Origin of the sequence: Pseudomonas viridiflava (genome assembly GCF_003702045.1) — a bacterium.
Classification (GTDB): Bacteria; Pseudomonadota; Gammaproteobacteria; order Pseudomonadales; family Pseudomonadaceae; genus Aquipseudomonas; species Aquipseudomonas viridiflava_C.
Genome location: NZ_RBTP01000076.1, coordinates 143,362 through 157,167, shown reverse-complemented (window position 1 = coordinate 157,167; position 13,806 = coordinate 143,362). Strand labels below are relative to the sequence as shown.

Annotated in this window: 9 protein-coding genes; all 9 read left to right on the top strand. The window is 60.4% G+C overall.

Features of this window, described 5'->3' with window-relative positions; translation table 11 throughout:
* Positions 1-200 precede the first annotated feature (200 nt).
* The 9 genes from rpsF to ALP40_RS23620 all read left to right on the top strand — a co-directional run bounded on the left by rpsF (position 201) and on the right by ALP40_RS23620 (position 13,498).
* The gene (gene rpsF / locus ALP40_RS23665; protein WP_004883583.1) at positions 201-626 is read left to right on the top strand and encodes a 30S ribosomal protein S6; all 426 of its coding nucleotides are present in this window, start codon (positions 201-203) and stop codon (positions 624-626) included.
* A gap of 28 nt (positions 627-654) precedes the next feature.
* Positions 655-885, top strand: a complete 231-nt coding sequence (gene rpsR, locus ALP40_RS23660) for a 30S ribosomal protein S18 (protein ID WP_002551829.1) — start codon at positions 655-657, stop codon at positions 883-885.
* Positions 886-924: 39 nt separating this feature from the next.
* Positions 925-1,821 carry a hypothetical protein gene (locus tag ALP40_RS23655; protein WP_122210563.1) on the top strand — a complete coding sequence of 299 codons (897 nt, stop codon included), beginning with the start codon at positions 925-927 and terminating at the stop codon, positions 1,819-1,821.
* Positions 1,822-1,840: 19 nt separating this feature from the next.
* A complete protein-coding gene (rplI, locus tag ALP40_RS23650) occupies positions 1,841-2,287 on the top strand; it encodes a 50S ribosomal protein L9 (protein ID WP_004883587.1) in 447 nt (148 codons plus the stop codon).
* 123 nt (positions 2,288-2,410) lie between these two features.
* Positions 2,411-3,805, top strand: coding sequence for a replicative DNA helicase (gene dnaB / locus ALP40_RS23645; protein ID WP_004883590.1), 1,395 nt, complete (start codon positions 2,411-2,413; stop codon positions 3,803-3,805).
* A 253-nt stretch (positions 3,806-4,058) separates the two neighbouring features.
* Positions 4,059-6,374 (top strand): YgiQ family radical SAM protein, encoded by a 2,316-nt coding sequence (locus ALP40_RS23635; protein WP_122210561.1) that lies wholly within the window; start codon positions 4,059-4,061, stop codon positions 6,372-6,374.
* A gap of 357 nt (positions 6,375-6,731) precedes the next feature.
* Positions 6,732-10,010 carry a DUF2126 domain-containing protein gene (locus tag ALP40_RS23630; protein ID WP_122210560.1) on the top strand — a complete coding sequence of 1,093 codons (3,279 nt, stop codon included), beginning with the start codon at positions 6,732-6,734 and terminating at the stop codon, positions 10,008-10,010.
* Positions 10,011-10,100: 90 nt separating this feature from the next.
* On the top strand, positions 10,101-12,608 hold the full coding sequence (locus tag ALP40_RS23625; RefSeq protein ID WP_122210559.1) for a circularly permuted type 2 ATP-grasp protein: 2,508 nt from the start codon (positions 10,101-10,103) through the stop codon (positions 12,606-12,608).
* Complete coding sequence (locus ALP40_RS23620; RefSeq protein ID WP_122210558.1) at positions 12,608-13,498, top strand: transglutaminase family protein; 891 nt, start codon at positions 12,608-12,610, stop codon at positions 13,496-13,498. The genes ALP40_RS23625 and ALP40_RS23620 overlap by 1 nt, the downstream gene beginning before the upstream one ends.
* The last annotated feature ends 308 nt before the right edge of the window (positions 13,499-13,806 follow it).

Below are 13,806 nucleotides of genomic sequence, written 5' to 3'. Positions count from 1 at the left end.
GATCATCTGCTCGCGTGGGTGGTGGTGATCTGCTCAAATAATCACCAATTGCCTTGCGCCTCCCTCGCCCCTTCTCTACAATTGCGCCCCTTGCTGTCATGGCAGGCGCTCACGTGCCTGTTCCTGAGCAAGACCAACAGTGTCATTCACTCCTTGTCTGACCGCTTTCAGCGGCAGGCTACAACCCGTAAGGAGCATTCATGCGTCATTACGAAATTATCTTTTTGGTCCACCCGGATCAAAGCGAGCAAGTCGGCGGCATGGTAGAGCGTTACACCAAGCTGATCGAAGAAGACGGCGGCAAAATCCACCGTCTGGAAGATTGGGGCCGTCGTCAACTGGCTTACGCAATCAACAATGTTCACAAGGCTCACTACGTGATGCTGAACGTTGAGTGCTCTGGCAAGGCTCTGGCCGAGCTGGAAGACAACTTCCGTTACAACGATGCTGTGATCCGTAACCTGGTCATCCGTCGCGACGAAGCCGTTACTGGCCAGTCCGAGATGCTCAAGGCTGAAGAAAACCGCAGTGAGCGCCGTGAGCGTCGTGACCGTCCTGAGCACTCCGACAGCGCCGATGGCGATGACGGCGACAACAGCGACGTTAGCGATAACGCTGACGAGTAATCCACGGACCTTTTGAGGAGCCAATTACATGGCACGTTTCTTCCGTCGTCGTAAATTCTGCCGCTTCACCGCTGAAGACGTCAAAGAGATCGATTACAAAGATCTCAACACTCTGAAAGCCTACGTATCCGAGACCGGCAAAATCGTTCCAAGCCGTATCACGGGCACCAAAGCACGTTATCAGCGTCAGCTGGCCACCGCTATCAAGCGCGCCCGCTTCCTGGCCCTGCTGGCCTACACCGACAGCCACGGCCGCTGAGACCAGGTAGTCGACAAAACGTAACAAGGGATAGAAAGCATGCGTGCCCTGGCTGAATTCATCATGCGCGGCCGCATGCAAGCCACTCTTGTAGTGGCTGGATGTGCGGCATTGCCGCTGTTTTTCTGGTTGAGTGCTGCCGCAGGTTGCCTTGTGCTTCTGCGGCGCGGGTTCAGTGATGCCGTTGGTGTCCTGTCCTGGGCTCTGCTGCCGGCTTTGGTCTGGTGGTATTTCGGTGAACCGCGTACAGCGATGGTGCTGGCCGGTTCGCTGAGCTTGGCAATGGTGTTGCGTGCCAGCGAGTCCTGGGTCCGCGTGCTGCTGGTCAGCGTAGCGTTGGGTGTGGTGTACGCAGTGGTACTGGGTGCGGTTTTTCGCGAACCCATTGAAGCGATGTCGCAGGAGTTGCAGAAACACCTGCCGGCAATGCTCTCTGGGCTCTACGAGCAAATGAACGTAGAAGAACGCGCGCGTCTGGGAGCGCTGATTGCACCTGTCCTGAATGGCCTGATAGCGGCCTTGCTGCAAATCGTCAGTGTGCTGAGCCTGATTCTTGGGCGCTACTGGCAAGCGTTGTTGTACAACCCAGGTGGTTTCGGGCGTGAATTTCGCGCCGTGAGACTCCCACTGGTGCCTTCGTTGGTGCTGTTGGTGTGCATGCTGGTCGGGCCGAATTTCGGTCCGCAGATGGCGATGCTGACACCGCTCTGCAGCGTACCGCTGGTATTCGCAGGGCTGGCACTGATACATGGTCTGGTCGCTGAAAAGCGTCTGTCCAGGTTCTGGCTGGTGGGGATGTACATCACGCTGCTGGTGTTCATGCAGCTGATCTATCCGTTGCTCGTGGTGATAGCCATTGTCGACAGCCTGATTGATTTTCGCGGTCGCCGGGTATCGAAAGATTCCGGCAATGGCCCTGCGAACGGTGAAGGTTAAAAGTTAAGAGGATTTCCACATGCAACTGATCCTTCTGGAAAAAGTCGCCAACCTGGGCAACCTGGGCGACAAAGTAAACGTTAAGGCCGGTTACGGTCGTAACTACCTGCTGCCTTACGGCAAAGCCACCGCTGCAACCGCTGCCAACCTGGCTGCGTTTGAAGAGCGTCGTGCCGAGCTGGAAAAACTGGCCGCAGACAAGAAAGCATCTGCCGAAACTCGCGCTGCCCAACTGGCTGAGCTGGAAGTGACTATCACTGCCACCGCTGGTGACGAAGGCAAGCTGTTCGGTTCGATCGGCACCCACGACATCGCTGATGCACTGACCGCCTCTGGCGTTGAAGTTGCAAAAAGCGAAGTTCGTCTGCCGAACGGCACTATCCGCAACGTTGGCGAATTCGACGTAGCCGTGCACCTGCACAGCGACGTAGAAGCGACCGTACGCGTTGTCGTAGTGGCTGCTTAAGCAGTACGTAATCGTCTGGCGGCATTGCCGTCAGAGGATTAACATCGGGCACGATCCTGTTCACAGGTCGTGCCCTTTGTTTTTGTGGCATCCCTATTCTGTAAACCTCGAATTCAAGTGGCCATGAACGAAATCTCCAGCCCTGAGCAATACGATCTGCAAACCGCTGCCCTCAAGGTACCGCCACACTCCATCGAGGCCGAACAGGCCGTTCTCGGTGGTCTGATGCTGGACAACAACGCTTGGGAGCGGGTGCTCGATCAAGTCTCGGACGGTGATTTCTATCGTCATGACCACCGCCTGATCTTTCGGGCTATTGCGCGTCTGGCCGACCAGAACAGCCCGATCGACGTCGTGACGCTGGCCGAGCAACTGGACAAGGAAGGGCAGACCTCGCAGGTTGGCGGCCTTGGCTACCTCAGTGAGCTGGCAAAGAACACGCCTTCGGTCGCCAACATCAAGGCCTATGCGCAAATCGTTCGTGCGCGGGCAACCTTGCGGCAGTTGATCGGTATTAGTACCGAAATTGCCGACAGTGCGTTCAACCCTGAAGGCCGCACCGCTGAAGAAATCCTCGATGAGGCCGAACGGCAGATCTTCCAGATCGCCGAAGCGCGGCCCAAGACCGGCGGCCCGGTCAGCGTCAATGACCTGCTGACCAAAGCCATCGACCGGATCGACACACTGTTCAACAGTGATAACGCGATCACCGGCCTGTCCACCGGTTATACCGATCTGGATGAAAAGACCAGTGGCTTGCAACCGTCCGACCTGATCATCGTCGCCGGTCGTCCGTCGATGGGTAAAACCACCTTCGCGATGAACCTGGTCGAAAACGCCGTGTTGCGCAGCGACAAGGTCGTGCTGGTCTATTCCCTCGAGATGCCAGGCGAATCGCTGATCATGCGTATGCTCTCTTCGCTGGGGCGTATCGACCAGACCAAGGTGCGTGCCGGTCAGCTGGATGACGACGATTGGCCGCGCCTGACCTCGGCGGTGAACCTGCTCAATGATCGCAAACTGTTCATCGACGACACGGCCGGTATCAGCCCGTCGGAAATGCGTGCCCGGACCCGTCGTGTGGTGCGTGAGCATGGCGATGTGGCCATGATCATGATCGACTACCTGCAGTTGATGCAGATTCCAGGTTCCAGCGGCGACAACCGGACCAACGAGATTTCCGAGATTTCCCGCTCGTTGAAGGCGCTCGCCAAGGAATTCAACTGCCCTGTCATCGCACTGTCGCAGCTCAACCGCTCTCTTGAGCAGCGCCCCAACAAACGCCCGATCAACTCCGACCTCCGGGAATCCGGAGCGATCGAGCAGGACGCCGACGTGATCATGTTCGTGTACCGCGACGAGGTGTATCACCCGGAAACCGAGCACAAGGGCATTGCCGAGATCATCATCGGCAAACAGCGTAACGGCCCCATCGGCACCACGCGCCTGGCGTTCATCGGCAAGTACACCCGCTTCGAAAACCTCGCGCCGGGCAGTTACAACTTCGACGACGATTGATGTCGGGTGACGACGAGTTCCAGTGGGAGCGAGCTTGCTCGCGATGGGTTCGTTACATTCACCGTATTCAGCGTCTGGATCGCAGCATTCGCGAGCAAGCTCGCTCCCACGGCGCAGGGGCAGGTTTATCAGAAGAGCGCGAGCATGAGTTGCTCGCTCCACTCAATTCCGACCACTGTCGTCGGATTTGATCAAAAAATGTGCTATATTCCGCGCCCGCGATTTTTCCAACGTGCAAACGTAGGTCCTGAACATGCAAGCAGCCAAGCCGTTATTTGACTATCCCAAGTACTGGGCCGAATGTTTCGGACCAGCACCCTTCCTGCCCATGAGCCGGGAAGAGATGGATCTGCTTGGCTGGGATTCCTGCGACATCATCATTGTGACCGGTGATGCGTACGTGGATCACCCCTCGTTCGGCATGGCGATCATCGGCCGTTTGCTCGAGTCCCAAGGCTTCCGTGTGGGCATCATTGCCCAGCCGAACTGGCAGTCCAAAGACGACTTCATGAAGCTCGGCGAGCCGAACCTGTTCTTCGGTGTCGCTGCTGGCAACATGGACTCGATGATCAACCGCTACACCGCGGACAAGAAAATCCGTTCCGATGACGCCTACACCCCCGGTGGCATGGCGGGCAAGCGTCCGGACCGTGCGAGCCTGGTTTACAGTCAGCGCTGCAAGGAAGCCTACAAGCATGTCCCTATCGTGCTGGGCGGCATCGAAGCCTCGCTGCGCCGCATCGCGCACTATGACTACTGGCAGGACAAGGTTCGCAACTCGATCCTGATCGACGCCTGCGCCGACATCCTGCTTTACGGCAACGCCGAGCGTGCGATTGTCGAAGTGGCTCAGCGCCTGTCCTACGGCCAGAAGGTTGAAGACATCACTGATGTACGCGGAACCGCGTTCATTCGTCGTGACACGCCGCAAGGCTGGTACGAAGTCGACTCCACGCGCATTGACCGTCCGGGCAAGATCGACAAGATCATCAACCCGTACGTCAATACTCAAGACACCGAAGCCTGCGCCATCGAGCAGGAAAAAGGCCCGGTTGAAGACCCGAACGAACCCAAGGTCGTACAGATTCTCGCCAGTCCGCGCATGACCCGTGACAAAACCGTCATCCGTCTGCCGTCCGTGGAGAAAGTCCGCAACGACGCAGTGCTGTATGCCCACGCCAACCGCGTGCTGCACCTGGAAACCAACCCGGGCAACGCCCGTGCGCTGGTGCAGAAGCATGGCGAAGTGGACGTCTGGTTCAATCCGCCGCCCATTCCGATGACCACCGAAGAAATGGACTACGTGTTCGGCATGCCTTACGCACGTGTCCCGCACCCTGCGTACGGTAAGGAAAAAATTCCGGCCTACGACATGATCCGTTTCTCGGTGAACATCATGCGTGGCTGTTTCGGCGGCTGCACCTTCTGCTCCATTACCGAGCACGAAGGCCGCATCATTCAGAACCGTTCCGAAGAGTCGATCATTCGCGAAATCGAAGAGATCCGCGACAAGGTGCCAGGCTTCACCGGCGTCATTTCCGACCTTGGCGGGCCGACCGCGAACATGTATCGCATCGCCTGCAAGAGCCCGGAAATCGAATCCGCATGCCGCAAGCCATCCTGCGTGTTCCCTGGCATTTGTCCGAACCTGAACACCGATCACTCGTCGCTGATCCAGTTGTATCGCAGTGCGCGTGCGTTGCCTGGCGTGAAGAAGATCCTGATCGCTTCGGGTCTGCGTTACGACCTGGCTGTAGAGTCGCCGGAGTACGTCAAAGAGCTGGTGACGCACCACGTTGGTGGTTACCTGAAGATCGCCCCGGAACACACCGAGGAAGGTCCGCTCAACCAGATGATGAAGCCGGGCATTGGCAGCTATGACAAGTTCAAGCGCATGTTCGAGAAGTACACCAAGGAAGCGGGCAAGGAGCAGTACCTGATTCCTTACTTCATCGCCGCCCACCCAGGCACCACCGATGAAGACATGATGAACCTGGCGCTGTGGCTCAAGGGCAATGGTTTCCGGGCCGACCAGGTGCAGGCGTTCTATCCGTCGCCAATGGCCACGGCCACGGCCATGTACCACTCGGGCAAGAACCCGCTGCGCAAGGTCACGTACAAGAGCGACTCGGTCACCATCGTGAAGAGTGAGGCGCAGCGTCGTCTACACAAGGCGTTCCTGCGCTATCACGATCCGAAAGGCTGGCCGATGCTGCGTGAAGCACTGGAACGCATGGGGCGCTCCGACCTGATTGGCTCGGGCAAGGATCAACTGATTCCATTGCATCAGCCTGCAACCGACAGCTACCAGAGTGCGCGCCGAAAGAACTCGACACCTGCTGGCAGCCACAAGGTTGCCAAGGCGGCCAAGACCACGCTGATCCAGACCCAGCATACCGGTCTGCCGCCACGTGGAAGCGACGGTAGCAAACCGTGGGACAAACGCGAAGAAGCCAAGGCCGCAGCGATGGCCCGCAACAAGCAGGCCGCCAAGGAGCGTATGGAAGCTGCCAAGGGCGGGAAGGGCAAAGGCGGCAAGCCCGCCCGCAAGCCTGTGGTGCCGCGCTAGGTCGCATGAAAACGTACTCGTGGCGTTAGATACGGGCCTGCCTCGACACTGATCGTGCCCACCGCTTCGCGTGGGCATGCCTCCCGGGACGCTCCGCGTCCCACTGGCATTGATCATTCGAATCAAGCCGCTACCCCCTGCACCTCCCGCTCAGATACTTCACCTCCCGCCCCATCCCTCTGCCACACTGTCTGCCACATTATCGTGCGACCCTTGCACGGTCGGCGTCGGCTGGCGCGATTTTGGTGCTTTGTCTAATTTGGGCACGTATTGCCAGCGTCGTGGGTGCAGGACTTTGGCCGGATGGCATAAGTCTTGCGCGGATCATTTACCGTTCAGGCTCGCAGGAGGCACGCCGTGTCGATTCATATTGCCTTGCACCACGTCACGCATTACCGCTACGAACGCGCCGTCGAACTGGGTCCGCAGATTGTTCGCCTGCGCCCGGCGGCCCATAGCCGCACGCGTGTGCTGTCCTATTCGTTGAAAGTGCAGCCTGAAAATCACTTCATCAACTGGCAGCAGGACCCGCAGGGCAATTACCTGGCGCGTCTGGTTTTCCCTGAGAAGACCAACGAGTTTCGCGTCGAGGTCGATCTGGTCGCCGAGATGGCGGTGTTCAATCCATTCGACTTCTTCCTCGAACCCTACGCCGAAAACATTCCGTTTCTGTACGCCAGCGAAGAGCAGCGCGAGCTGGCGCCGTACCTGGAAAAATTGCCGCTGACGCCCAAGTTTCAGGCCTATCTGGACAGCATCAGCCGAGAACCGATACCTGCCATCGATTTTCTGGTGGGGCTCAACCAGCGCTTGAGCCAGGACGTTGCGTACCTGATTCGTATGGAGCCGGGTGTACAGACGCCTGAATACACGCTGGAAAATGCCTCCGGCTCGTGCCGCGACTCGGCCTGGTTACTGGTGCAATTGCTGCGTCACTTGGGCATGGCCGCGCGCTTTGTCTCGGGCTACCTGATTCAGCTCAAGGCCGACGTGGCTGCCCTGGACGGTCCGTCCGGCACGGATGTTGACTTCACCGACCTGCACGCCTGGTGCGAGGTGTATCTGCCAGGTGCCGGCTGGGTCGGTCTGGACGCCACTTCCGGTCTGTTCGCAGGCGAGGGGCATATCCCGTTGGCGTGCAGCCCGGAACCGTCGTCTGCTGCGCCGATCAGCGGGCTGGTCGAACCGTGCGAAACGCAGTTCAGCCATGAAATGTCGGTTGAGCGTATCTGGGAAGCGCCGCGCGTCACCAAGCCCTATACCGAAGAACAGTGGCAGGACATTCAGGCCCTCGGTCATCAGATCGACGCCGACCTGCAACGCGACGATGTGCGGCTGACGATGGGCGGCGAGCCGACCTTTGTTTCCATCGATGACCGCGATGGTGCGGAATGGAACACCGCAGCGCTTGGTCCGAAAAAGCGTGAGCTGTCAGCCGAGTTGTTCCAGCGCATGCGCGCCCATTACGCCCCGCTGGGCATCGTGCATTTCGGGCAGGGCAAATGGTATCCGGGCGAGCAATTGCCGCGCTGGTCGTTGAACTGTTTTTGGCGCAAGGACGGTCAGCCGGTCTGGCGCAACAATGCGCTGATCGCCAGCGAGACTGAAGACTATGGCGTCACGGGCGAACTGGCTGGGCGTTTTCTTGCCAGCGTGGCCGAGCGGCTGAAGCTGCCGACCCGTTTTGTATTCCCGGCCTACGAAGACAACTATTACTACCTGTGGCGCGAAGGCGCGCTGCCGATTAACGTCACCGCTGAGGACTCAAGGCTCGGCGAGGAGATGGAGCGGGCGCGTCTGCGCAAGGTGTTCGCTCAAGGGCTAGACAAGGTTATTGGCCAGGTGCTGCCACTGGCGCGCACCGCCGACGGCGACAGCTGGCAGAGCGGGCGTTGGTATTTGCGCGACGACCACTGCCGTCTGGTACCGGGCGATTCGGCGCTGGGCTATCGCCTGCCGCTGGCTTCGCAGCCTTGGGTCAAGGCGGCCGAGTACCCGTTCATTCATCCGACGGACCATAACCAGGCATTTCCCGAACTGGCTGACAGCGATTCGCTGATCGCGCAGCTCAAGTCCTCCGACACCGACGCAGAACGCGTGCCCAAGATCGACGAGTCCGCCGATTGGCTGACCCGCACCGCCTTGTGCGCCGAGGCGCGTGACGGTCGTCTATACCTGTTCATGCCGCCGTTGCAGAAGCTTGAGCACTACCTGGAGCTGGTGGCGGTGATCGAGGCGACGGCCGAAGAACTCAAGTGCCCGGTGTTGCTGGAAGGCTACGAGCCGCCGAGCGACCCACGTCTGTGCAACTTCCGCATCACCCCGGATCCAGGTGTGATCGAAGTCAACGTGCAGCCATCCGCCAGTTGGGACGAGCTGGTAGAGCGCACCGAGTTTCTCTATGAGCAAGCGCGCCTGACGCGGCTGACCACCGAGAAGTTCATGATCGACGGTCGCCACACCGGAACCGGTGGCGGCAACCACTTTGTCATGGGCGGTGCAACGCCTGCGGATTCGCCATTCCTGCGCCGTCCTGACCTGCTGCGCAGCCTGATCAGCTACTGGCACAATCATCCGTCATTGTCGTACCTGTTTTCCGGCCTGTTCATCGGGCCGACCTCCCAGGCGCCGCGCATCGACGAAGCGCGCAACGACTCGTTGTATGAGATGGAAATCGCGTTCTCGCAAATGCCTGCGCCCGGCGAAGAGGTCGCACCGTGGGTGGTTGATCGATTGTTGCGCAACCTTCTGATCGACGTGACCGGCAACACGCACCGCGCCGAGTTTTGCATCGATAAGCTCTATTCCCCAGACGGTGCCACCGGCCGTTTGGGCCTGCTGGAACTGCGAGCCTTCGAAATGCCGCCGCACGCCCGCATGAGCCTGGCTCAGCAGCTGTTGTTGCGTGCGCTGGTCGCTCGCTTCTGGCGTGAGCCTTACGCACCCGCCAAGCTGGCGCGATGGGGCACGCAGTTGCATGACCGCTTCATGCTGCCGCACTTCATCGAGCAGGACTTCGCTGACGTCGTGGCCGATCTCAACAGCGCTGGCTATCCGGTGCGCGCCGACTGGTTTGCGGCGCATTTAGAGTTCCGCTTCCCGAAAGTCGGCGACTACGCCGTCAACGGCATTCAACTGGAACTGCGTCAGGCGCTGGAGCCTTGGCATGTGCTGGGCGAAGAGGGGTCTGGCGGCGGGGCGGTGCGCTACGTGGATTCATCGCTGGAGCGCCTGCAGGTGCATCTCACGGGGCTGCCGCCGCAACGCTACATGCTGACCTGCAATGGCGTCCCGGTGCCGTTACAGCCGACAGGGCAGGAGGGGGAGTTCGTCGCGGGCGTGCGTTATCGCGCCTGGCAGCCTGCCAACTGCCTGCAACCGACCATCGGTGTGCATGCGCCGTTGGTGTTCGACCTGCTCGACACCTGGATGCAGCGCTCGCTGGGCGGCTGCGAGTATCATGTCGCCCATCCTGGCGGACGTAATTACGAAACCCTGCCGGTCAACGCCAACGAAGCGGAAAGCCGTCGCCTGTCGCGTTTCTTCCGCATCGGCCACACGCCGGGCAAATTGGAGGTCCCGTCGCTCAACATTAACGACGAACTGCCGATGACGCTGGATATGCGCCTTCACTAAATCCGTACTGAAAAAGTGAGTCGGGTGCGCACGGACGCGCCACCTGACCGCGCCCACATGAAGTCCCTTTGCTGCCCTGCCGAGCCTCCCATGCCCGACTTGCTTGACCGATACCCGCTGTCCGAGGGTACCTACCACGAGATGCTCGATGCCGACGGAACGGTTCGTCCGCACTGGCGGCGGCTCTACGAGCACATGCGCCGCAGCTCGCCTGCGCAACTGACCCAGCGTCAGGCATTGCTGACCCGGCAGATTCAGGAAAACGGCGTGACCTATAACGTCTACGCCGACCCCAAGGGAGCCGACCGTCCGTGGGAACTGGACCTGCTGCCGCATATCATTCCGGCTGATGAATGGGCGCATGTGGCCGCAGGGATTGCTCAACGCGGACGGTTGCTCAATGCGGTACTTGCGGACTTGTATGGTCCGCAAACCTTGATCGCCAAGGGGCTTCTGCCTGCCGAACTGGTCTATGGGCACAACAACTTTCTGTGGCCGTGCCAAGGCATCAAGCCGCCTGAGAATACGTTTCTGCACATGTACGCCGTGGACTTGGCGCGCACGCCCGATGGCCGCTGGTGGGTGACCGCTGACCGCACCCAGGCACCGTCCGGCGCAGGCTATGCGCTGGAGAACCGCCAGATCGTCGCCCGGGCCTTGCCGGAAACCTACCGTGACCTGCAGGTGCGGCACTTGTCCGGTTTCTTCGGCGCTTTGCAACAGACGCTGGCGCGTCAGGCGCCCACCAGCAACGAAGCGCCGTTGATCGTGCTGCTGACACCTGGGCGTTTCAACGAAAGCTATTTCGAACATCTGTACCTGGCGCGGCAGTTGGGCTACCCGCTGGTTGAAGGTGGCGACCTGACAGTTCGTGACGCCACGGTTTTTCTGAAGACCCTCAGCGGTCTGCGCCGGGTACACGCCATCATGCGCCGTCTGGACGATGACTTCTGCGACCCGCTGGAATTGCGCACCGACTCTGCACTCGGCGTGCCGGGGCTGCTGGAAGCCGCACGTCAGGGCAATGTGCTGGTGGCCAACGCTTTGGGCAGCGGTGTACTGGAGTCGCCTGGGCTGCTGGGCTTTCTACCAAAAATCTGTGAGCACTTGTTCGGCGAAGCACTGATCCTGCCGTCCGTGGCGACCTGGTGGTGCGGCGAGCCGCCGGTACTGGCGCAGGCGCTGGAAAAACTGCCTGAGCTGCTGATCAAGCCTGCGTTTCCGTCGCAACACTTCGTGCCCGTTTTCGGCCGTGACCTGGACGAGGCGCAACGCAAAGCGCTGGCTGCCCGGATGCAGGCCCGGCCTTATGCCTATGTCGCGCAGGAGCTGGCGCAGCTGTCTCATGCGCCGGTCTTGCAGACCGATGGCGAGGCGTTGCAGCCACGTGCCATTGGCATGCGGGTGTATGCCGTTGCGGGGCTTGATGGCTACCGTGTGCTGCCTGGCGGCCTGACCCGCGTGGCGGCGGATGCCGACGCGGACGTGGTTTCCATGCAGCGTGGCGGTGCCAGCAAGGACACCTGGGTCTTGGGCGAACGCTCGTTTGCCGGAGAGCACCCCGGCGAGCCCTGGAAAGGCCAGCGCGCCCTGGGCGTCTACGACCTGATCCGGCGCGATCCCTATCTGCCGTCGCGGGTGGTGGAAAACCTGTTCTGGTTCGGACGGTACTGCGAACGCTGCGACGACAGCGCGCGTCTGCTGCGCATCATGTTCACCCGTTATGTAGACGATGACGATCCGCAGGCGTTGCAGGCCGCCGTCACCCTGGCCGAAAACCTGGGCATGCTGCCCGAGGCCGAGGAAGACGAATCGCTGCAGCATCGCTTGCTCACCGCACTGTTGGGCGAGGAGTGGCCGTTCAGCCTGCGGGCCAATTTGCAGCGTCTGCAATGGGCGGCCTCACAGGTGCGCGGCAAGCTGTCCAGGGAAAACTGGCAGGCGCTGGTGGAGTTGCAGCGCGAGGCGTTGAGCCTGGAGTCCGATGAGCCTGATTTTGGCGAGCTGCTGGATTTTCTCAACCGTCTGGTGATGTCGCTGGCGGCGCTGTCGGGCTTTGCGCTGGATGACATGACCCGGGATGAAGGCTGGAGCTTTCTGATGATCGGACGACGGATCGAGCGCCTGAAGTTTCTCAGCATGAGCCTGGCCGCGTTTTTGCGAGGCACGACGGTGTCGGATCAGGCGGATCTTGAGTGGTTGCTTGAACTGGGCAACAGCAGCATCACCTACCGCTCGCGCTACATGGCGGTGCCGCACTTGATTCCAGTCCTGGACCTGCTGTTGCTTGACGACCAGAACCCCCACGCGGTGCTGTTTCAACTCAAGCTGGTGCAGCGTTCGTTGCGCCGCCTGAGCGATAACTTCGACGCACCGCGTGATAACAGCCTGACCGTGCTGGCCCAGCGTCTGGCCAGCTTCGATCTGGGCAGTCTGGAAAATCCGCTGTTCGGTCAAAGCAGCATCGACGCGGTGCTGGATGGGCTCGCCGACTTGCTGCAAGGCATTGGCGAGAGCGCAGGTCAGGCCTCTGATCGTCTGGCGTTGCGTCACTTTGCTCACGTCGATGACGTCAGCCAACGCACGGTGTCTGTCTGATGAGCGCCCTTTACCAGATTTTTCACGACACGCACTACAAGTACGACAGCCCTGTTTCGCTGGCTCAGCAGTTGGCCCACCTGTGGCCGCGCAGCAGTCCGTGGCAGCGTTGTACCGAGCAGAGCCTGGAGATTTTTCCGACGCCGACGACACGCCGCGATGAGCTGGACGTGTTCGGCAATCCGCTGACCCGACTGGCTTTCGAGCGTCCGCATGACGAGCTGCAGGTCAACGCGCGCTTGCAGATCGAAGTGCTGGAGCGGCCCTATCTGGATTTCAACCTGTCCCCGGAATGGGAAGTGACCCGCAGCGCATTGACCTACAGCGCCAAGCCGATGACCGAAGACATTCTGGACGCCTGCCGCTACCGCTTCGAATCACCCTACGTGCACCTGAAACGGTCATTCGTCGAGTTCTCGCAGGATTGCTTCCCGCCCGGACGTCCCCTGCTGCTGGGCGTGCAGGCGTTGATGGAAAAGATCTTCGACGAATTCACGTTCGACAGCGAGGCGACACAAGTCGCGACGCCGCTGGTGGAGGTGCTGGAGCGGCGACGTGGCGTGTGTCAGGACTTCGCGCACCTGATGCTGGCGTGCCTTCGCTCTCGCGGGCTGGCGGCGCGCTATGTCAGCGGTTATCTGCTGACCCAGCCGCCGCCGGGGCAGCCACGGCTGATCGGCGCGGATGCCTCTCATGCGTGGGTGTCGGTGTTCTGTCCCGCGTCCGGCTGGGTCGATTTCGACCCGACCAACAACGTGCAGCCTGCGCTGGAGCACATCAGCCTGGCCTGGGGGCGCGACTTTTCGGACGTGTCACCCCTGCGCGGCGTGATCCTGGGCGGCGGCACGCATGATCCCGAAGTGCGTGTCACCGTCATGCCGGTCGCCTGACCGGCTTAATTCCTGCGTCCGCGAAACGTTCATTACTGGGGCAGCGTCGATCAATCAGACGCTGTGCCGAGCCCTGTCGTACGCGTCGTGTGGGCAACTGGCAGTGGCGCCACAGGCGTAAGCGGCAAACACACTGCGAAACAGGCTACTGAGCGGCATGAAGTCTTTCCAATGGGGAGGGCGATGTGCCGATGGTAAAGTGGCGCTCGATGTCTGGCTGTTTGATTGTTTCGATGGCACCGATAGTCCGGATGCGTTGCGCAGGCCATTGGAACCCAACTGCTTTTAGACGCTCTGTTTTCAATCGT